Consider the following 20,463-nt stretch of genomic DNA (forward strand, 5'->3'; position numbering starts at 1 on the left):
CTGCTGCCGCCCGACGCCCTGGCCGCCCTGCGGGGGCTGGCCGGAATCGCGCAGCCGCAGCCGCCTGCGGGCGGTTTCGTGTAGGGAGGCCACGGGCGCGCGGAAAAACGCGGCCCGACCCTTTCTTGGTGCCCGCCGAGGGGGGAGGCGCGCGGACAAAGGGCCGCTGGCGCCCGGAGGGACAAGCGCTCGGGCCGACGCGCGCGGGGGAAGCGCGCGGGCAATGGCTGCGGCAGCCCGGTTGTTCCCCGCAGGCCGGGGGCACGGAAAAAGCGCGGCCCGAATGCCGTGAACCGCAGGGCGGAGATCCTGCGGGCCGGGGGCCAGGGGAAGCGCCGTTCCCGCAACCCCTCCACGGAAAGGACCGCAGGACGTGCGGAAAAACGCCGGACTGGCCGGGGATGCGAAGGGAGCGTTAGCCGGTCGGGGCGCACGAAGGGAGCGTTGCAGCCGGTCGGGGCGCGCGGGGGAAAGGGGGATACAAGCGCCTGGCGCGGGGCGGGCTCCGGGGGCCTGGCGTGGGCCGGGCTCCGGGCGCGGGGCGGGCCTAGGCCTTCTCCACCCGGTTGCGCCCGTTCTTCTTGGCCTTGTACAGGGCCTTGTCGGCCTGTTTGAGCACCTCGGCGGGGGTGGCGGCGCCGCCGCTGCCCGGCCCGGCGACCCCCAGGGAGATGGTCACCGTCACCGTGCCCGGGGCCTTGGCGCGGCCGCCCCGCGCGGCCCCGGCCCTGCCCTTGCGCCGCTCGGCCCCGCCGGGCGGCGGGGCGGGCTTGTCCGAACGCACCACGAACCCGGCCCCGGCGATGGCCTCGCGCACGGCGTCCAGGTGCTCCAGGGCCTCGGCGGGCTCGCGCCGGGGGAAGAGGATGGCGAACTCCTCGCCGCCGTAGCGGTAGGCCCGGCCGCCGCCGCCCACACGGCCCAGCTGCGCCGCCACCATGCGCAGCACCTCGTCGCCGATGTCGTGGCCGTAGGTGTCGTTGAACTTCTTGAAGTGGTCCACATCGCCCATGGCGATGGCGTAGCGCCCGCCCAGGGTCTGCATGTCGGCCAGCAGCGGCCTGCGCCCGGGCAGGCGGGTCAGCTCGTCCAGGAAGGCCATGCGGTAGGAGTCCTGCGCCAGGGGCGCGGCGCAGGCCAGGGCCGCCCCGGCGGCCAGGGCGCCCGCCCGGGGGTCGAAATCCGCGAAATGCAGCACGCCCATGGTTCCGGCCAGGGCCACGGCCAGCCCGGCGTCCATGGGCGAGTCGCGCCGCGCCGCGCGCAGCAGCAGCCAGGCCGCGACCACGGCGGCGCCGAGCTGGGCAAGCTGCGGCAGGCGCACGGGCAGGGCCCGGGGCAGCGGGCTCCAAAGGGCCGCGTCGCGCACCAGGGCCTGCAACGCCCCGGGCCGCCCGGGGGTCGAGCCGTCGAGCACGCCGGTGGCCACAAGCAGCACCACCAGCGCCTGAAGGGACACGAGGAAGGCCAGGGTCAGCGGCACGCGGCCCAGCACGCCCCGGTCGCCGGCCAGGGAGGCGGCCAGCCAGTTCAGCGGCAGCAGCAGGGCCAGGGCCGGAACCACCACACGCCCCAGCCCGCCCGCCGGGCCGCCGCTGCCGAACAGCCCGCAGACCCACAGCGTCAGCGCCAAAAGCCCCAGGGGCAGGACCACCCGCGTGCGCCGGAAACGCCAGCAGGCCAGCAGGGCCGCCAGCATGGCCCCCCAGGCGCTCCAGCCCACGGCCTGCGCGGGCACAACCCGCGACCAGACCAGAACGCCCCAGGCCAGGGCGAGCATGGCCAGCGGGGCGGCGGCAAAGGACAACAGGCGGATCACAGGGAGCTCCAGGACAAGGTTGCGGCGGCCGGGGCCGTTTTTATCACGGACGGCCCGGGCTGGAAACCCCTTGTGCGGCAGGCTGTCCGGGGCGCGCGCCCCGGCGGCGCGGCTGCCACTGGCCCAGCAGGACCCCGCCGATGACCACCGTGCAGGCCACCCCCTGCCAGGCGCTCAGGGGCTCGCCCAGAAGGCCGACGCCCAGGCCCACGGCAACGACGGGCATCAGGTTCACCAGGGCCGAGGCCCGCGAGGCGGGCACGCGCCGCGAGGCCCAGTTCCACAGGCCGAAGGCGCCAAGGGTCACGAAAAGCCCGAGATAGACCAGCGCGGCCGCCGCCCACGGCGAGGCCAGGGCCCGCCAGGGGGCCGGGTCCAGCGCGCCGGGCAGGAAGAACAGCGCCCCGGCCCCGAACTGGACCAAGGTCAGGAAATCGGCGTCGTACCGGACGGCGAGTCGGCGCACCAGGAGCATGAACCCCGCGCTGCTGGTCATGGCCGCCACCTCCAGGAGGTTGCCCAGCACCGGGTCGCTGGCGGCCAGCGACGGAGCCGAAAGCCAGGTCAGCCAGGCCACGCCCAGGGCCGAGACCACACAGCCGGCCCAGGTCCGCCCGGCGACCCGCTCGCCCAGCAGCGCCCCGGCCCCGGCGCAGACCATGAGCGGCAAGAGCGCGGAGATCATTCCCGCCTGGGACGAGGTGGTGAAGCGCAGGGCGTTGGCTTCGAGCAGGAAGTACAGGCACGGCTGGAGCAGGGCCATGAGGGCGAGCCATTTCCAGTCGCCGGGGTGCCGGGGCGCGCGGGCCAGGATGCGCGGCGCGGCGGGCAGCAGCACGGCCACGGCCACGGCCATGCGCGACCAGACCACGAATCCCGCGCCGAAGGTGCCGATGGCGACCTTCATCACCGCGAAAGAGCTGGCCCACAGGCACACCGTGACCAGCAGGGCCGCCAGGGGCAACGCCCCCGGGGCAACAGGCCCGCGCATCGTCCGCCTCCCTTTCCGCCCGCGCGGCAGGAGCCCGGCGCTCCGCCGCAGTGGCGAAGGCCCGGACCTAGCACGGGCCGGGGGCGCTGAAAAGCCGGAAAATGCAGGTGGGGCTAGTCCGAATAGCGTTCCAGGATCAGCCGGTAGCCCGGCTCGGCCTTGAACGCCCGCAGGGCCGCGTCGAAGCGGTCCACGAAGTCCTGGCTCAGCCGTTCGCGGCTGAACATGGGGTAGAGCCCGAAGGGCGCGGACGAGGGCACGACGAACTCCCTGAACCCGCCCTCGCGGGCCAGGGCCCGGGCGTGGTGGCGCAGGTTGCGGGCGTCGCCCACGGCGTAGTCCAGGCGCCCCTGGAACAGCATGGCCAAGAGGTTGCTGTCCGACGCCACACGCTCCACCAGGGGGTTGTTCCGGGCCCAGTCGTCGAACTCGGGGGTGTAGAAGTAGCCGATGACCACCCCCACCCGCTGCCCGGCCAGCTCGTTCAGGCTGGCGGGCGCCACGGCCGGGGCCCGGTCCGCGCGGGCCAGGAGCACCCAGTGCGAGTCCACCAGCGACTCGGACCCGTAGTGGGCGAAGGGCAGCCGCCGCGCGTCGAATATCCCGGAATACAGGATGTCCACCTCGCCCCGGGCGAGCATGTCCAGGCCGCGCCGCCAGGGGTAGAGCTCCGGGGCCAGGAACCGCTCGCCCATGCGCTCCAGCACCCCGGTCAGCACCTCGGTGCACAGCCCGGCCACGGTGTCCTCCTGGAGGAATTCATAGGGCGGCCACTCGTCGGTGGCCACGACCAGCGGCCCGCGCGCCGCCACCGGCTCCGCCGCCAGCAGGGCCAAGCCCGCCAGCAGCACCAGCCCCGCCAGAACCGGCGCCCCGAGGCGCCCCAGGAAAGAAACACTCCCGCGCATACCTCAAATATATACCCCCCCCGGGGTGAAAGGACAAACACAAAATCGATTCCTCTCCCGGACACCGTGCCCCTCCGGGAGGGGGTTGACACGGCTCGACAATTCTCTACAAAGCGATACCTGAATAGTGTGAACATTTCTTCTTTTAGGCCCTTGTGGAGAGCACATGTCCGCCCACCCGCTTCGCACCCCCCCCGGCCGACGCGCCCCGGCCGCGGCCCTGGCGCCCCTCCTGCTGGCCCTGGCCCTGGCCCTGGCTGCCGGGCCGTCCCCCGCCCTGGCCCGGACCGTCACCGACATGGCCGGGCGCGCCGTGGACATCCCCGAGCGCGTGGAGCGGGTCATCTGCTCCGGGGCGGGCTGCCTGCGCCTGCTGACCTACCTCCAGGCCCAGGGCATGGCCGTGGCCGTGGACAGCGTGGAACTCCGCGAAACGGCCATCGAGACGCGCCCCTACGGCATCGCCAACCCGCAGTTCAAGGCCCTGCCGCTCTTCGGCGAGCTGCGCGGGCGCGACAACCCGGAGCTCATCGTCGGCCTGGATCCCGCGCCGCAGGTGATTTTCAAGGTCATGATCGCCGGGGAAAGCCTCGACCCCGACCAGCTTCAGGCCAAGACGGGCATCCCGGTGGTGGTCCTGGAATACGGCAACCTGAGCGCCGGGCGGCCCCTGCTCGACGCGGCCCTGAGGCTCATGGGCGAGGTGGTCCACCGCGCCGGGCGCGCCGAGGAGGTCGTGGCCCTGTTCGACTCCTGGCAGGCGGACCTGGCCGCCCGCACGGCGGGCATCCCCGAGGACCGGCGGCCCTGGTGCTATGTGGGCGGCATATCCATGAAGGGCACCCACGGCATGCAGTCCACCGAGCCGACATACCCGCCCTTCCGTATGGCCGGTGCGCGCAACGTGGCACACACCCAGGCCACCGAAGGCCGCGACCAGGTGCGCACGGGCGTGCCCAAGGAACAAATCGTGGCCTGGGACCCGGAGGTGCTGTTCCTGGACGTGTCGTCCACCAGCATGGGCGAGGACGCCGGGGGGCTGCACGAGCTGCGCACCGACCCGGCCCTGTCCATGCTGCGCGCGGTGCGCGCGGGCGAGGTCTACGGCGTGCTGCCCTACAACTCCTACCACACCAACTACGGCTCCATCTTCGCCAACGCCTATTTCGTGGGCAAGATCCTGCACCCCGGGCGCTTCGCCGACGTGGACCCGGCGGCCACCGCCGACGCCATCTACACCGCCCTGGTGGGCCAGCCGGTCTTCGGGCGCATCAGCCGGAGCTTTCCCGGGCTGGTCTTCGCGCGCGTGCCCCTCAGGTAGCCCCGCATGCACCACCTCGCCCAGGGGGAGATCCCCGCAGCATACACGGCCTACCTGACCCGCAAGGCGCTCTTCCTGGGCGCCCTCGCGCTGGCGGCGGCCGCGCTGCTGGTCATGGCCGTCTCCCTGGGCGCGGTGCGCATCCCGGCCTGGGACGTGCTGCGCACCCTGGCCGGGCAGGCGGCCTCCCCGCGCGACGCCGTCATCGTCCTGGACATCCGCCTGCCCCACGCCCTGGCCGCCCTGTTCGCGGGCATGGGCCTGTCGGCCTCGGGCGCGGCCATGCAGTCCGTGCTGCGCAACCCCCTTGGCTCGCCCTTCACCCTGGGTATCTCCCAGGCGGCGGCCCTGGGCGCGTCTTTCGCGGTGATGGTCCTGGGCTCGGGGGTCATGCAAAGCTCCACCGTGGGCGCCGTGACCATCTCCAATCCGCTGCTGACGACGGGCAGCGCCTTTGTCTGTTCCCTGCTGGCGGCGGGGCTGGTCATCGCCATGGCCCGCTACCGGGGCGCCTCGCCCGAGGTCATGGTCCTCACGGGGGTGGCCCTGGGCGCATTCTGCACGGCGGGGACCATGGTCCTGCAATTCTTCGCCGACGACGTGCAGCTCGCGGCCATGGTCTTCTGGACCTTCGGCGACGTGGCCCGCGCGGGCTGGCGCGAGGTCTGGATACTGGGCGCGGTGGCCCTGGGCAGCGCGGGGTTCTTCCTGGCCAACGCCTGGAACTACAACGCCATGGACGCGGGCGACGAGACGGCCCGGGGCCTTGGGGTGCGCGTGGAGCGCGTGCGCATCCTGGGCATGTTCGTCTCCGCCCTGGCCACGGCGGTCGTGGTGGCCGCCCTGGGCGTCATCGGCTTCGTGGGCCTGATCTGCCCGCACATGGTCCGGCGGATCATCGGCGACGACCACCGCTACCTGATGCCCGCCAGCTGCCTCATGGGCGGGGCGCTGCTCCTGGCGGCGGACACCGCCGCGCGGCTGGTGCTGGCGCCCCACGCCCTGCCCGTGTCGGTGCTCACGGCCTTCATCGGCGCGCCGGGCTTCATCTGGCTGCTGCTGCGCCGGAGGCGCCGGTGAGGCTGGCCGTCAGCGACCTGCACTACGCCTACAACGGCGACTGTGTGCTGCGCGCCGTGGAGTTCGAGGTGGCGGCGGGCGAGGTGCTGGCCGTGCTCGGCCCCAACGGGGTGGGCAAGACCACCCTGCTGCGCTGCCTGAACGCCGTGCACCGCCCGGCCCGGGGCGTGGTGCGCGTGGACCACGCCGAGGTCCTGCGCATGAGCCCGCCGGAAATCGCCCGCAACATGGGCTATGTGCCCCAGCGCGGCGAGGTCTGCCGCATGACGGCCTTCGACGCCGTGCTCCTGGGCCGGCTGCCGCACATCTCCTGGCGCGCCGGGCAGGACGACCTGCGCCTGGTTTCCGCGGCCCTGGAGCGGGTGGGCGTTGGCCACCTGGCCATGCGCGCCATCGACAGCATGAGCGGCGGGGAGCTGCAACGGGTATGCATCGCCCGGGCCCTGGTCCAGGAACCGGCGGTGATGCTCCTGGACGAGCCCACCAGCGCCCTGGACCTCAAGAACCAGATGGATGTCCTGCACACGGTGCGCGACGTGGCGCGCGGGCACGGCGTGGCCGTGGTCATGACCATGCACGACCTGAACACCGCTCTGCGCTTTGGCGACAGGTTCCTTTTTCTCAAGAACGGCGCCGTGTTCGCCCATTGCGCCCGCGAGGAGATCACCCCGACGATGGTGGAGGAGGTCTACGGCGTGGCCGTGGACCTGCTGCACCACCAGGGCCGCCCCGTCATCGTGCCGCGCGGCCCGTCCCCGAACCCCCCAAGGGAGGACCACCCATGACCCACAGCGCCCTGACCAGGGAACAGATTGACCGCGCCATAGACTTCCACGGCCACCAGTGCCCGGGGCTGGCCATCGGCCTGCGCGCGGCGGAACTGTGCCTGCGCGAGTTCGGCCACAACAACGACGTGCCCATCACCGCGGTGGTGGAAACCGACATGTGCGGCGTGGACGCCATTCAGGCGCTCACCGGCTGCACCGTGGGCAAGGGCAACTTCATCCAGCGCGACCACGGCAAGATGGCCTTCACCTTCTACCGCCACGCCGACGGCAAGGGCCTGCGCGCCCTGCTCAGGCCCTCGGCCCGGCCCATGCGCCCCGAGGCCAGCGAGCTGCAACGCAAGGTCAACGAGGGCAACGCCAGCCCCGAGGACCGCGCCCGGCTGCAAGCCCTGCGCGCCGAGGCCATGCGCACCCTCCTGGAGCTGCCCCTGGAGGAGGTCTTCGAGGTCCAGCCCCCCGCCACGCCCATCCCGCGCGGCCCGAGCATCCTGGAAAGCCTGGCCTGCGCCGACTGCGGCGAGCTGACCATGGAGTCGCGCACCCGGCGCCTGGAAGGCCGGACCCTGTGCATCCCCTGCTTCGAGAAGCGCGACCAGAAGCGCTGACCGCCCGCCCCGCCCCGCCCGGCACCCGCCCCCGGGCGGGGCGGTTCGCCTAGTAGTCCTTTTTCCAGTACACCCCGACGCCCCCGGAGGCGTTACCCGCCGTGCCGGTGACGCCCACGTCCGGGGTCAGCTCCACGTCCACGGACACGCTGTCCTCGCCGGTGCCCGTGTCGTGCTGCACCTCCAGGTACACCCGCTCGTGGATGTACTTGCCCGCGCCAACGCGCATGCCCTCGCCGCCCTCGCCCTGGCTGACGCCCAGCTGGTCCAGCCCCGCCAGGGCGCGCAGGGTGCCCACGGGATCGAACCCGCCGCCCCCGCCCGAGAGCTGCCGCAGGGCCGAGGCGAGCTGGAAGGCCTGCACGGGGCTCAGGGAGGCCATGGAACGCCCGAAAAGCAGCCGCGAGAGGATCTCGTCCCTGGGCAGGGCCGGGTCGGAATCCAGGGCCAGGGTGAAGCGGTCCGCCGGCCCCCGGAGGGTGGCGGTCACCGCGGCGTCCGGCACGCCGACCCCGGCCTCCACGTCCAGGTCGGGCACCAGGGAGGTGCCGGTAAAGGCCAGGGTGCCCGTGGAGATGTCGAACACGCGGTCCAGGAAACGGAAGGTGCCGCGCACGGTGGACAACCGTCCGCCCAGGACCGGGGCGGCCGTGGTTCCGGCGGCGTCCACCGCGCCCCGGAATTCCACCTCCAGCCCGCGGCCCCGGACGTGAAAGCGCCCCGGCACCTCCAGGCGCACATCCAGGCCCAGGGGTGCGCCGCCCCCGGCGGACCGGGCGGCGCCCCCGGCGCCCCCGGCGCCCCCGCGCTCCAGCCCCTCGGGCACGTTCACCTCGCGCACCTCCAGGTCCGGCGGGCCGCCGGGCAGCGCGTCGGGCACGCGCACCTCCACCGAAGGCAGGGTCAGCCGGGCGCGCAACACGGGCTGCGGGGCGCCGTCCTCCAGGTCGAGGGTGCCGTCCGCCGTGGCCGTGACCAGGCGATGGCGCAGCAGCGTGGCCTCGCGCAGCACGGCGTGCAGGGCGAAGGCCGGGCTGGCGCCGGGGGTCCAGTGCCCCGTGGCCCGGATCCGCCCCGGGCCGCCGTCCGTGGCGTTCAGGGCCCGCAGGCGAAGGGCGTCGTTCTCGAAATCCGCCTCGGCGTGCAGGGCGTCCAGAATGAGCCCCAGGCCGGTGTGCTCGTAGCGCGCGCCGTCCACCCGGGCCGTGCCCCGGGCCCGGGGCCGCTCCCAGGTGCCCTCCAGGGTGGCGTCCAGGTCCAGCGAGCCGGAAAGCAGTTGCTCCCCGTCGGCCAGCAGGGCCTGCGCCAGGGCCAGGTCCAGCCGCCCCCGGACGAACCCGCCGACGGCCCCCGGCCCGGGCGCCAGCCCCGAAAGCCCGGCCCCGGGCCGCAGGGGCAGCGTTGCCCGTGCGTCCAGCCGGGAGGCGCCGCCCGCGTCCAGGGCCAGGGTCAGGGCCGTGCCCCCGGGGCCCGCCTCGCCGCGCAGGGTGAAGGCCGCCTCGGGCGCCGGGGCCCGGAGGCCGTCGGCTTCCCCCGCCAGGACGCGCAGGCGCCCCCCGGCGTCCAGGGTGAGCTGCGGCGCACCGGCCGGGCCGCCAGCCTCCAGGTCGGCGTCCAGCTCCCCGTCCAGGGGCAGCCCGCCCAGCGCCAGCAGCGGCCCCAGGGGCAGGCTCCTGGCCCGGGCCTCCAGGGTCGCGTCCGGGCCGTCCAGGGCCGCGTCGGCCCGCAGGGAGCCCGGCCCCAGGGCCGCGTCCAGCCCCGCCAGGCGCCAGCCCGCCGCGCCCCACTCCAGGCGCGCCTCGCGCCGCAGGGCCAGGGGCAGCCCTGCCCAGCGGCCCCGGGCCGCGTCCAGGCGCAGGGCCCCGCCGCCCCCGCCCAGGGCCAGGGCCCCGGAAAGCTGCATCCGCGTGTCGCCCCCGGCGGCGCGGCCCTGGGCCCGGAGGGTGAAATCCAGGGCCCGGACCGGCCCCCGGGCGTCCAGCCGCGCCGTGTCCAGGGCCAGCCCCCCCAGGGCGGCGGCCTCCACGTCCACGGTGCCGTCCACCTCGGGGCTGCCCAGCGCGTCGGACACCACGGCCCGCAGCTCCAGCCCCCGCGCGGACAGCCCCCCCAGGCGCAGGGCCCCGGCCCGGGCCGCCAGTTCCAGGCGCTGGCCCCCGGGCGTCGCGGCCAGGGCCGCGCGGGCCTCCAGGGCCCGCAAGGCGTCCGCGCCCTCCTCCAGGGTCAGGCGCGCCTCGCCGTCCAGGCCGCTGGCCGCGGCGTTCCAGGCCAGGGTGGCCTTCAGGGCCAGGGGCAGCCAGGGGCCCGCGCCGGACGCGGATTCGCCGCCCGGGGCCCCGGCCAGGGCGTCGGCGCGCAGCCCGGCGCGCAGGGCCAGCTCCACGGCGGGCGCGGCCCAGGGCCCCCGGGCCACGGCCCGGCCCGAGGCGGCGCGCAGCTCTGCCCCGGGCAGCTCCGCCCCCGCCAGGGTCAAGTCCGCCCGGGCCGTGCCCGCCTCCAGGTCGCCGTCCAGGGCCAGTTCCAGGGCCAGCCCGCGCAGGACGGCGGCACCGGCTTCGGGGCTGCCGGGCCCCGGGGCCAGGGCCAGGCCCTGGACCGCCACCCGGGCCGTCAGGGCCAGGGTGTCGTCATCCAGGCCCCAGGCCCCCCCCGCGTCGACCTCCAGCGCCCGGGACCGCAGCCGCGCGTCGGCCAGGGTCAGACGCGCCCCGGCCCCCGTCGCGAGGGTCGCCACGCCATCCAGGGCCGCCCGGGGGCCCAGCAGCGCGGCAGCGGACGCGGACAACCCCGGCCCGGGCTCCAGCCGCCCCGAGTACTGCGCCCGCACCTCGGACCAGCCGTCCGGCCCGCCCGTGGCGACCTCGGCGTCCAGGTCCAGGGCCGCCCCGGCGGCCGCCGACGGCGCGCCGTCCAGGAGCCCCAGGTCCGCCAGGGCCAGCCGCAGCCGCGCCGTGGCCCCTGCCGCGTCCAGGGCCCCTGCGCCCGAAAGGGTGGCTCCGGCGCCGGGCAGGGCCACGGCCAGCTCATCCACCAGCCAGCGGCCCGTGTCGGCCTCCCGGGGTGCGGCGGGGCGCAGGGCCGCCCGGGCCGTGCCCGGCCCCAGGGGCCAGCCCGCCAGGGCCAGCCCGGCCCACCGTCCATCAAGCCCGGCGTCCAGGGCCTGGCCCCGGGTGGCGTCCAGGGTGGCGACGGCCTCCAGGGCCGCCCCGGCCAGGGTCAGATCCTCCCATGCCAGCCCGGCGGCCTCCAGCCCGGCCCGGGCGCGCATGCGCTCCGGCGGCCCCTGGCCGTCCAGGTTCAGGGCGCCGGGAGCCTCAAGGGCCACCCCGGCCTCGCGCGCGGCGGCGGCCACCAGCCCGGGCGCGGCCTGCGCGCGCCAGTCCAGGCGCCAGCCGTCCAGGTCCGCCGTGGCGTCCAGGATCAGGTCGCCCGGGGCCAGCCCCAGGGTCAGCCCGCGCACGCGCAGGGCCCCGCCGTCCAGCTCCGCCGCGCCCGAAAGGCTCGCCGCGCGGCCGAGGGCGGCCTCCAGGGCGGCGGGCAGCACCCCGGGCTCCAGCTCCGCGCGGCCCGAAAAATCCATGCCCGGCGCCCCGGCACCGGCCCGGGCGCCGATGCTCCCGGCCAGGGCACCCACACCGTCCATGCGCGCGTCCGCCTCGCCCGCCAGGGCGCCCAGGGGCCCGGCCAGGGCCAGGCGCAGCCGCGCCGCGCCGCCGGGCAGCCCGGCCAGCCGGGCCAGCAGTCCCGCCGGGTCCTCGGCCTCCAGGGCCAGGCGCAGGGTGGCCCCTGCCGGGTCGTAGGCGGCGTCCAGGGCCAGCCCCTGGGCCGCCCCGCCCCGAGGCTCCAGGCCGCGCACGCGCGCATGGACCTCAAGCCCCCCGGGGCCCGAGCGCGCGGCGCCGGAAACGGCGTAGGCCCCCGGCTGCCCGGCCACCTCCGGGCCCAGCTCCAGGCGCGCCACATCCAGGGCGCCCAGGCGCGCATCCGGCAGCCGCACCGTCCACGGCCCGGACGCGGCGCCGCGCGCCGGGGGCGCGGCCTCCCCCCCTGCCGCCCCCGGCCCGGGCAGGCGCTCCAGGCCCACCCGCTCCACGGCCAGCCGGGCCACGTCCAGCCGCCCGGCCAGCAGCGGCCAGGGGGCCAGCTCCAGCTCCAGCCCGCGGACCTCCAGCCAGGGCCCGGCGGCGTCGGCCAGGGCCGCGTACTCCACGCGCAGCCGCCCTGCGAGGTCGATATCCAGCCCGCGCAGGCTGAGGGCCCAGGGCTCGGCGCCCCGGGCGGCGCGCTCCAGGGCGCGGGCCAGAAGCCGTCCGCCCGCCTGGCTGGCCGCCAGCCAGGCCAGGGCCGCCAGCAGCGCCCCCAGCCCCAGGGCGGCCCAGCCCGCCGCGCGCAGCGCCCGTTTCCCGTTCATGCGCACCTCAGAACGCCTGGCCGATGCCCGCGTAGACCTGGAAGGCGTCGTCCACGCCCTGGCGGCGGTTCATGGGGACGGCCACGTCCAGGCGCAGGGGGCCGAAGGCCGTAAAATAGCGCAGGCCCAGGCCCGCGCCCCAGAAAAACGGCCCGTCCAGGTCCGGCACGGGATCGCGATAGGCCGAGCCGCCGTCCACGAAGGCCACAAGCCCCCAGGAATCCTCCAGGCGCAGGCGCGCCTCGGCGGAGCACTCCAGCAGCGAACGCCCGCCAAGGGGCGTGTTGCCCTCGGTCTCGCCCGCGAGCTGGTAGCCGTAGCCGCGCACGGAGCCGCCGCCGCCCGCGTAGAGCCGCAGGTCGGCGGGCACGTCGGCGAAGGCCGCGCCCTGGATGGAGCCCCAGGCCCCGCGCAGGCCCAGGGTCAGCCGCCGCCACGGGCTGAAGGCCGCGCTGCCCGCGCCGCGCAGGCGCCACAGGCGCGTGCCGCCGCCCAGGGTGTCCTGGAACGGGGCCGCGCCCACGGACAGGGCAAAGCCCCGGGTGGGGTCGAGCACGGCGTCGCGCGTGTCCAGCCGGGCGGTGAGGGGCAGGTAGATGAAACCCGTGGCGTCGGTGCTGTCCAGGATGGGGTCGCGCTGGTGGGAATAGCGGTAGCCCACGCCCGCGCTGGCGCCCAGGCCGTCGCCGAAGCGGCGGTCCAGCACGGTTGAAACGTCCGTGGCCGAGTTGGTGTAGGCGTCGCTGCGCTCGGAGGTCGCGTCCAGCCGGGTGACGAGATCCTGGTCGCGGTCCAGCACGCGGGGCTTGCGGAACTCCAGCTCCGCGCCGCGGCGCAGCTTGTCGGCGCGCAGGGTGGCCGACAGGCGCTCCCCGGCGCCCAGGACGTTGCGGTGCTCCCAGCGCACGGAACCGCCCGGGCCGAAGTCGCTGGTGAAATCCGCGCCCAGGCGCACGGTGCGCTCCAGGCGCGGCGTCAGGACGAATTCCACGTCCAGCCGCCCGGCGTCCAGGGGCCCCGAGGTGTCGGCCTCCACCCGCGAGAACAGGCCCGTGGCAAACAGCGCCTCGCGGCCCCGCTCCACCAGCGAGGCGCGGTAGGGCTCGCCCTCGCGCCAGGGGACGAGCCCGCGCAGGTAGCCCTCGTCCACCTCCGGGGCGGCGTCCGCGCCCGCCTCGCCGCCCGCGCGCAGGCGCAGCGCGCCGAACACGGCCCGGGGCCCCGCGTCGGCGCGGTACACGGCGCGGACCTCGCGGGTGGCGTGGTCGGCGGTCAGGTCCAGGCCCTCCAGGGCCGCCCGGGGCCGCCCCCCCTCGCCCAGCAGGCCGATCAGGGCGCTCCCGGCGGCCTGGACCTCGTCGGCGCGATAGGGCCGCCCGGGGGCGAGCCCGATGTCCCCGGGGGCCACGGCGGGCCCGGCGCCGTCCGGGGTGCGCACGCGGATCTCCACCGCCCCCAGGACGAAGCGCGGCCCGGGCCGGACGGAGAAGACCACCAGCGGACGCCCGGCGACGCCCGGCGACGCGCCCCCCTCGGCCGGGGACTCCACCAGCGCCCGCACCCGGCCCTGGAAATAGCCGAAGGCGCGCAGCACCGCCGCGAGGCGCGGCTCGTCGTCACGCGCGCGGCGCAGCAGCAGCGCCGGGGACTGGGGCGCCTCGTCGCGCCGGGCCCGGGCCTGGGAGGCGTCCAGCAGCGCCTGGCGCACCTCCGGGGGCAGCCCGCCGTCCTGCTGGCCGAGCAGCGGCCCCAGCAGCGGGACCGCCGCCACCCCGGACGGCGCGGGCGCCCCAGGCGCGTCGGCCCCGGGCTCCACGCGCAGCTCCACGCCATAGGCGCCCCCGACCCCCAGCAGATCGAGGGGCAGCAGGTCCGCCGGGTCGGCGGCCAGGGCCGGGGCGCCGACCGCGCAGCAGGCGACAAGCAGCAGCGGGATCCAGAATCCCCGGCACGGGAAGGCCGCGGCGCGGCGAAGGAGATGCAGGGCTCGCGTCATGAATGGAGAATCCTCACGGCCGGGGCCGGGAGCGGACGCCCCGGGCCGGACAGAAGGACACGGTACGGGCAGCGGGGCCGTGTGTAAAGGCTCCCCGCGCGGGGCAGGGCGCGTTGGCGCGCCGCCTGCGGTCAACGCTGTCGCGAAGGCTCCCCGCGCGGGGCGGGGTTCAGGAGCGCAGCGCCCCGTAGACCCGGGCCAGCAGGGGCCGGGAATAGATGCCCACCCGGGACAGGAGCCAGCGCGCCCCCCGGTTGCGGGCCTTGAAGCGGCAGGCCGCGTCGGCGCTTTTGCCCGGCAGGTTGGGGCCGACCCGGGTGGTGAAGAACACCGAGAAGCCCACCTCCCTGGCGATTTCCAACGCCTCGGGGCAGCAGCGGCCCCAGGGCCAGGCCAGGGTGCGCACCGGGTGGCCGAGGTTGGCCTCCAGCAGGCGGTGGCTGGTGGACAGATCGTCGTGCAGGCGCGCGCGCATCTCGTCGTCGGTCTCCATGCGCCCCAGGCGCTCGGCGGGCAGGGCCTTCAGGCGGCGCAGCAGCGCCTGGCCGCCCTCGCCCCCCAGGAACTCCCGGGCCTCGGGCGCCGTCTGCGGCACGGCGGCGCGGACCATGTCGTAGACCTCGCGGGCGGGCAGGAAGGCGCGGTGGGCCATGGCCGGGCCGCGCTCGAACCCCGGCAGCCCGAACAGCACCGGATGGTCCACGCGATCGAAGGTCCGCCGCCGGGGACCGGCCTCCATGAGCGAGTCGAAACGCGGGCCGACGAACACCGAGCGGTGGGTGTGGGTGTGCCCGGCCACGTCGACCACGCCCGATGCCTCCATGAGCCGGGCCTCCTGCCAGGAGAAGAACAGGTCCGTGCGGATGCGCAGGCCCTCGCGGGTCTTGCCCACGGGGGTGTTGACCCGGGGCAGGTCGTCCATCTTCACGAAGCCGGACCACACGTCGTCCAGGGTCGGCCTGGGCAGGCCCTCCTCCACGACCTTGTTGGTCACGGCGAAGATGGTGCCCTTGTGCCCGTGCTTGGCCAGCAGCGGCCAGGCGTTGACGTAGTTGTCCAGGAACCCGTCGTCGAAGGTCAGCAGCACGGACTTGTCGGGCAGGGGCTCCCCGTCGCGCAGGAACGCCTCGGCCTCGGCCAGGCCCACGCCCCGGTATCCGGCCCCGGCCAACCCCTCCAGGTGCGACTCGAACACGTCCGGGTCCACGGCGATGGGATTCGGCCAGGAGCTGACGTAATGATACATGAGGACGGGCAGGCTCTTGGGCATGGAAGACTCGGCTTGCTTAACTCGCTCGGATGCTTGACTGAACGGATTGGCGGATTATTGTTGTAGTGCCGCGCGGCAGACGGCACAGCCCAAGGAGTGCTAAACGAGATGAGCGTCGAATACAAGGATTATTACAAGATCCTGGGTGTGGGCAAGGGCGCCTCGCAGGAGGATATCTCCAAGGCGTTCAAGCGGCTGGCCCGCAAACACCACCCGGACCTCAACCCCGGGGACGCGGGGGCCGAGGCCCGTTTCAAGGAGGCCAACGAGGCCTACGAGGTGCTCAAGGATCCTGAAAAGCGCAAGCTCTACGACCAGCTCGGGCCCAACTGGCAGCACGGGCAGAACTTCCAGCCACCGCCAGGCTTCGAGAACGTCCGCTTCGGCGGGCAGGGGGCGGGCTTCGACGCCGCGGGCTTCTCGGACTTCTTCGAGACCATCTTCGGCGGGTTCGGCGCGGGCGGGGGCTTCCGCCAGGGCGGATTCCAGGACTTCGGCGGCCAGCACGCCCGGCGCCCCCGGCGCGGGGCCGACGCGGAGGCCGTGCTGGAGCTGACCCTGGAGGAGGCCTACCGGGGCGGCCCCAAGAACGTGACCATCCAGGAGCAGGCGCCCGGGCCGGGCGGCATGCCCACCATGCACACCAAGACCCTGGAGGTGCGCATCCCCGCCGGGGTCAAGGACGGGGCGCGCATCCGCCTGGCCGGGCAGGGCAACCCCGGGCAGGCCGGAGGCCCGGCGGGCGACCTGTACATGCGCGTGCGCATCCTGCCCCACCGGCTGTTCCGCGTGGACGGGGACGATGTGGTCACCGACCTGTACCTGGCCCCGTGGGAGGCCGCACTGGGCACGACGGTGACCGTCCCGACCCTGGAGCGCAGCGTGGAGATGACCGTGCCGCCCGGCGTTTCCAGCGGCCAGAAGCTGCGCCTGCGCGGCAAGGGGCTGGGCGGCGGGGCCTGCGGCGACCAGTTGGTGCGGATCATGATTCGGACACCCAAGGACCTGGACGAGACCCAGCGCACGCTCTGGCAGGAGCTGGCCCGGGCCTCCCGGTTCGACCCCCGGGCCGACTAGCCCAGGGAGGCAACGATGCACGACGAACGGAACGTGGACCTGAGCGCCTGCGGCCCCGGCCTGCCGGAACCCTCGGAACTGGTGTCCTGGTCGGCCTTCGTGGAGCAGACCCAGGTCCATCCCTCGCGCCTGGGCGAGCTCATCGACCTGGGCTGGCTGGAGCCCCGGCGCACCAGCCAGGAACTGTACCTTTTCCGGGTGCGCGACGTGTACCGCACCCGCAAGCTGGAGCGACTGTGCCTGGACCTGGGCGTCAGCACCGTGGGCGGCACCATCATCGTCGACCTGCTCGAACGCATCGAGGTTCTCGAAAGCAAGATACGCGAGCTGGAAAGCCTGCGCTGACGGCCCGCAAGGAGTAAAGACGCATGGACCTGAACAAGCTGACCCAGAAAAGCCAGGAGGCCCTTTCCGAGGCCCAGAGCCTGGCGGTGAAGTCCGGCCACCAGCAGGTGGACGCCGAGCATCTGCTGCTGGCCCTGGCCGGACAGGAGAAGGGGCTTGTGCCCTCGCTGCTGGCCAAGGCGGGCGCCGACCCGCAGGCCTACGCCCGGGAGCTGGCCCGGGAGCTGGACAGGCTGCCGCGCGTGTCGGGCCCCGGAGCCCAGCCCGGGCACGTCTACGTCACCGAGCGCGTGAGCCGCGCCGTGGTCGCCGCCCAGGACCTGGCCCGCAACATGAAGGACGAATACGTCAGCGTGGAGCACCTGTTCCTGGCCCTGCTGGACGAGCCGCGCTCCACGGGCGCCGGGCGGGTCAACGCCCGCTTCGGGCTGGACCGCGAGAAGGTGCTCGGCGTGTTGGGCACGGTGCGCGGCGCCCAGCGCGTGACCTCCGACAACCCCGAGGGCACCTACGACGCGCTGAAGAAATACGGGCGCGACCTCGTGGAGGAGGCCCGCGCCGGACGGCTGGACCCGGTCATCGGCCGCGACGAGGAGATCCGCCGCTGCATCCGCATCCTGTCGCGGCGCACCAAGAACAACCCGGTGCTCATCGGCGAGGCGGGCGTGGGCAAGACGGCCATCGTCGAGGGCCTGGCCCAGCGCGTGCTCAACCGCGACGTGCCCGAGGGACTCAAGGACAAATCCCTCTTCGCCCTGGACATGGGCGCGCTCATCGCCGGGGCCAAGTACCGCGGCGAGTTCGAGGAGCGCCTGAAGGCCGTGCTCCAGGAGGTGGAGAAGTCCGAGGGACGCATCCTTTTGTTCATCGACGAGCTGCACACCATCGTCGGCGCGGGCAAGACCGAGGGCGCCATGGACGCGGGCAACCTGCTCAAGCCCATGCTCGCGCGCGGCGTGCTGCACTGCATCGGCGCCACCACGGTGGACGAATACCGCAAGTACATCGAGAAGGACCCGGCCCTGGAGCGCCGCTTCCAGCCCGTCCTGGTCGACGAGCCCACGGTGGAGGATTCCATCTCCATCCTGCGCGGCCTGCGCGAGCGCTTCGAGGTCCACCACGGGGTGCGCATCGCCGACGCCGCCCTGGTGGAGGCCGCCGTGCTCTCCCAGCGCTACCTGCCCGACCGCCAGCTCCCGGACAAGGCCATCGACCTCATCGACGAGGCCGCGGCCCTCACCCGCACCGAGATCGACTCCCAGCCCTACGAACTGGACAAGGCCAACCGCACGGCCCTGCAACTGGAGATCGAGCGCGAGGCCCTGCGCCGCGAAACCGACGCCGCCAGCCGCGAGCGCCTGGAAAAGCTGGAAAAGGAGCTGGCCGACCACAAGGCCGGACAGGCCGCGCTCATGGCCCAGTGGGAGCGCGAGAAGGCATCCATCGGCGGGGTGGCCGAGATCAAGCGCCAGATCGAGGACGTGCGCCGCGAGATGGAGGAGGCCGAACGCGCGGCCGACTACGAGCGCGCCGCCCAGCTCAAGTACGGCACCCTGCGCGAGCTGGAGACCCGCCTGGCCAACAGCCAGGACGGCAAGGACGGCAAGGAGTGCTGCACCCTGGTCCGCCAGGAGGTCGGCCCCGACGACGTGGCCCAGATCATCTCGCGCTGGACGGGCATCCCGGTGACGCGCCTGCTCGAAGGCGAACGCGAGAAGCTGCTCAAGCTCTCCGAGGAGCTGCACCGGCGGGTCATCGGCCAGGAGGAGGCCGTACGCGCCGTGTCCGACGCCGTCCTGCGCGCCCGCGCGGGCCTCAAGGACCCCGGGCGGCCCATCGGCTCGTTCATCTTCCTCGGGCCCACCGGCGTGGGCAAGACCGAGCTGTGCAAGACCCTGGCCCAGGCCCTGTTCGACACCGAGGAGAACATGATCCGCCTGGACATGAGCGAATACCAGGAGCGGCACACCGTGGCCCGGCTCATCGGCGCGCCCCCCGGGTACATCGGCTACGACGAGGGCGGCCAGCTCACCGAGGCCGTGCGCCGCAAGCCCTACTCCGTGGTGCTTTTCGACGAGGTGGAGAAGGCCCACCCCGACGTGTTCAACACCCTCCTGCAGCTGCTGGACGACGGGCGGCTGACCGACAGCCACGGCCGCACGGTGGACTTCAAGAACACCATCGTGATCATGACCTCCAACCTCGGGTCGCAGTACCTGCTGGAAGGCATAAGCGACACGGGCGAACTGCGCCCCGGGGTGCGCGAGCGCGTCATGGGCGAACTGCGCGGGCACTTCCGGCCCGAGTTCCTGAACCGCGTGGACGAGGTGGTCTTCTTCACGCCGCTCCTGGCCGCGCAGCTCAAGGAGATCATCGACCTGATGCTCTCGGGCCTGCGCCGACGCCTGGCCGAGCGCAAGATCACCCTGGTGCTCACCGAGGCCGCCAAGGATCTGGTGGTGGAACAGGCATACGAGCCGAGCTTCGGCGCGCGGCCCCTGCGGCGCTACCTCCAGGCCCGCGTGGAGACGCCGCTGGCCAAGGCCCTTATCGCCGGAACCATCGCCGACGGCGGCGAGGTCACCGTGGACGCCGAGGACGGCGCCCTGGTGGTGCGCTAGCTGCCCCGGCGGGACAGACCCCGCGCCGCCCGGAGGATAAAACCAAAGGCGCCGCCCCCCCCCGCGCGGGGAGGGCGGCGCCTTCGCGTTTGCGCGCCCGGGGGGCGCGCCCGGGGGCGGGGTCCCGGCCCGCCGGGGCTAGCGGCCCACCAGGGCCAGCCGGTCCAGCACCTCGGCTGCCAGGGCGGCCACGGGCTCCTCGGCGCGCAGCACGAAATTGGCCACCTGCATGTACAGCGGGTCGCGCTCCTCGCGCAGGGCGCCCATCTCCTGGGTCAGGGGCAGTTCGGTCAGCGGCGGGCGCAGGGCCGGGTCCTGGTCGCGCGTCAGGCGCTCGACCACCAGCAGCGTGGTGGCCATGAGAAAGAACACCGGGCCGCCCTGGCGCAAGAGCTCGCGGTTGGCCCCGGCCAGCACCGCGCCGCCCCCGGTGGCGACCACCGTGGGCTCGGGCCGGGCGCAGACCCCGGCCAGGGCCTCGGTCTCCAGGCGGCGGAAGGCCTCCCAGCCGTCCCGGGCCACGATGTCGGCCACGCTGGCCCCGGCGCCCTCGCAGATCAGGGCGTCCAGGTCCACGAAGGGGCGGCCCAGCCTGCGGGCCACCTCGGCGCCCAGGGTGGTCTTGCCGCTGGCGCGCAGGCCCACGAAAAAGACGTGGCGCCCGCCAAGGCCCCCGCCGGGCGCGCCCGTGCCGTGGCGAAAGACCATGCTCCGGTCCGCGTCCTGGATTTCGGCCTTCTGCATCATGGCGTCCCTGGGCACGATATTGCGCGGCATGCGTCGCTCCTGCCGGGCCGCCCCGAGCGGCCCGCGAATGTGGTTTGCCGCGGGCTAGGCCCGCAGGTGTTCGTTCACATAGCGCTCCAGGCGGTCCATGGCCCGGGCGATGTTCTCCAGGGAGTTGGCGTAGGAAAAGCGCAGATAGCCCTGGGCGCCCTCGCCGAAATCGATGCCCGGGGTCACGCCCACATGGGCCTTGTCCAGCACGTCGAAGGCCAGGGCCAGGGAATCCGCGGCGCGCCCGGGGTTCAGTACCCTGGCGTTGGCCAGCACATAGAAGGCGCCCGTGGGCTCCACGGTGATGCCGAAACCGATCTCCCGCAGGCGGCGGATCATGAAGCGGCGCCGCTCGTCATAGACGGCCCGCATGCGCGCCACGTCGGCGGCGGTCTCGCGCAGGGCCGCGACCCCCGCCCACTGGGCCGGGGCGCTGGCGCTGATGAAGAAATTC

At 74.6% G+C, this 20,463-nt stretch carries 15 protein-coding genes; 7 read left to right on the forward strand and 8 right to left on the reverse strand.

The window, feature by feature from the left end; translation table 11 throughout:
- Positions 1 to 547: 547 nt before the first annotated feature.
- The 3 genes from M0P34_RS03535 to M0P34_RS03545 form a co-directional block, all read right to left on the reverse strand.
- Positions 548 to 1,819, reverse strand: coding sequence for a GGDEF domain-containing protein (locus tag M0P34_RS03535; protein WP_291496438.1), 1,272 nt, complete (start codon positions 1,817 to 1,819; stop codon positions 548 to 550).
- Positions 1,820 to 1,862: 43 nt separating this feature from the next.
- Positions 1,863 to 2,810 carry a DMT family transporter gene (locus M0P34_RS03540; protein WP_291496440.1) on the reverse strand — a complete coding sequence of 316 codons (948 nt, stop codon included), beginning with the start codon at positions 2,808 to 2,810 and terminating at the stop codon, positions 1,863 to 1,865.
- 113 nt (positions 2,811 to 2,923) lie between these two features.
- Positions 2,924 to 3,718 (reverse strand): transporter substrate-binding domain-containing protein, encoded by a 795-nt coding sequence (locus M0P34_RS03545; RefSeq protein ID WP_291496442.1) that lies wholly within the window; start codon positions 3,716 to 3,718, stop codon positions 2,924 to 2,926.
- 166 nt (positions 3,719 to 3,884) lie between these two features.
- On the opposite strand from M0P34_RS03545, the gene M0P34_RS03550 reads away from it, so the two are divergent.
- Genes M0P34_RS03550 through M0P34_RS03565 form a run of 4 tightly spaced genes read left to right on the forward strand, consistent with a single transcriptional unit; the run spans position 3,885 to position 7,512 of the window.
- Positions 3,885 to 5,039, forward strand: a complete 1,155-nt coding sequence (locus M0P34_RS03550) for an iron ABC transporter substrate-binding protein (protein WP_291496445.1) — start codon at positions 3,885 to 3,887, stop codon at positions 5,037 to 5,039.
- 6 nt (positions 5,040 to 5,045) lie between these two features.
- The gene (locus M0P34_RS03555) at positions 5,046 to 6,119 is read left to right on the forward strand and encodes an iron ABC transporter permease (protein ID WP_291496447.1); all 1,074 of its coding nucleotides are present in this window, start codon (positions 5,046 to 5,048) and stop codon (positions 6,117 to 6,119) included.
- Positions 6,116 to 6,904, forward strand: a complete 789-nt coding sequence (locus M0P34_RS03560) for an ABC transporter ATP-binding protein (RefSeq protein ID WP_291496449.1) — start codon at positions 6,116 to 6,118, stop codon at positions 6,902 to 6,904. The genes M0P34_RS03555 and M0P34_RS03560 overlap by 4 nt, the downstream gene beginning before the upstream one ends.
- Positions 6,901 to 7,512: an FmdE family protein gene (locus M0P34_RS03565; RefSeq protein WP_291496451.1), complete on the forward strand. Its 612-nt coding sequence runs from the start codon at positions 6,901 to 6,903 to the stop codon at positions 7,510 to 7,512. The genes M0P34_RS03560 and M0P34_RS03565 overlap by 4 nt, the downstream gene beginning before the upstream one ends.
- Positions 7,513 to 7,561: 49 nt before the next feature.
- Here the strand turns inward: M0P34_RS03565 and M0P34_RS03570 are convergent, their stop codons facing one another.
- The 3 genes from M0P34_RS03570 to M0P34_RS03580 form a co-directional block, all read right to left on the reverse strand.
- Positions 7,562 to 11,923, reverse strand: coding sequence for a translocation/assembly module TamB (locus M0P34_RS03570; RefSeq protein WP_291496453.1), 4,362 nt, complete (start codon positions 11,921 to 11,923; stop codon positions 7,562 to 7,564).
- Positions 11,924 to 11,930: 7 nt separating this feature from the next.
- Positions 11,931 to 13,919 carry a BamA/TamA family outer membrane protein gene (locus tag M0P34_RS03575; protein WP_291496454.1) on the reverse strand — a complete coding sequence of 663 codons (1,989 nt, stop codon included), beginning with the start codon at positions 13,917 to 13,919 and terminating at the stop codon, positions 11,931 to 11,933.
- A 169-nt stretch (positions 13,920 to 14,088) separates the two neighbouring features.
- Entirely contained in the window at positions 14,089 to 15,189 is a 1,101-nt protein-coding gene (locus tag M0P34_RS03580; RefSeq protein WP_291496455.1) for a polysaccharide deacetylase family protein, read from the reverse strand.
- Positions 15,190 to 15,297: 108 nt separating this feature from the next.
- Here M0P34_RS03580 and M0P34_RS03585 point away from each other — a divergent pair, with 108 nt between their 5' ends.
- Genes M0P34_RS03585 through clpB form a run of 3 tightly spaced genes read left to right on the forward strand, consistent with a single transcriptional unit; the run spans position 15,298 to position 19,232 of the window.
- Complete coding sequence (locus tag M0P34_RS03585; protein ID WP_291496456.1) at positions 15,298 to 16,266, forward strand: J domain-containing protein; 969 nt, start codon at positions 15,298 to 15,300, stop codon at positions 16,264 to 16,266.
- A 15-nt stretch (positions 16,267 to 16,281) separates the two neighbouring features.
- Positions 16,282 to 16,611 (forward strand): chaperone modulator CbpM, encoded by a 330-nt coding sequence (locus tag M0P34_RS03590; RefSeq protein ID WP_291496458.1) that lies wholly within the window; start codon positions 16,282 to 16,284, stop codon positions 16,609 to 16,611.
- A gap of 23 nt (positions 16,612 to 16,634) precedes the next feature.
- Positions 16,635 to 19,232 (forward strand): ATP-dependent chaperone ClpB, encoded by a 2,598-nt coding sequence (gene clpB / locus M0P34_RS03595; protein ID WP_291496460.1) that lies wholly within the window; start codon positions 16,635 to 16,637, stop codon positions 19,230 to 19,232.
- 138 nt (positions 19,233 to 19,370) lie between these two features.
- Here clpB and aroL read toward each other — a convergent pair whose 3' ends face one another.
- Both aroL and M0P34_RS03605 read right to left on the reverse strand, forming a co-directional pair.
- Positions 19,371 to 20,009, reverse strand: coding sequence for a shikimate kinase AroL (gene aroL, locus M0P34_RS03600; RefSeq protein WP_291496462.1), 639 nt, complete (start codon positions 20,007 to 20,009; stop codon positions 19,371 to 19,373).
- A gap of 54 nt (positions 20,010 to 20,063) precedes the next feature.
- A partial coding sequence (locus M0P34_RS03605) for an aminotransferase class I/II-fold pyridoxal phosphate-dependent enzyme (protein WP_291496464.1) occupies positions 20,064 to 20,463 on the reverse strand: 400 nt, incomplete at its 5' end.

Origin of the sequence: Desulfocurvus sp., assembly GCF_023230885.1 — a bacterium.
GTDB lineage: Bacteria > Desulfobacterota > Desulfovibrionia > Desulfovibrionales > Desulfovibrionaceae > Desulfocurvus.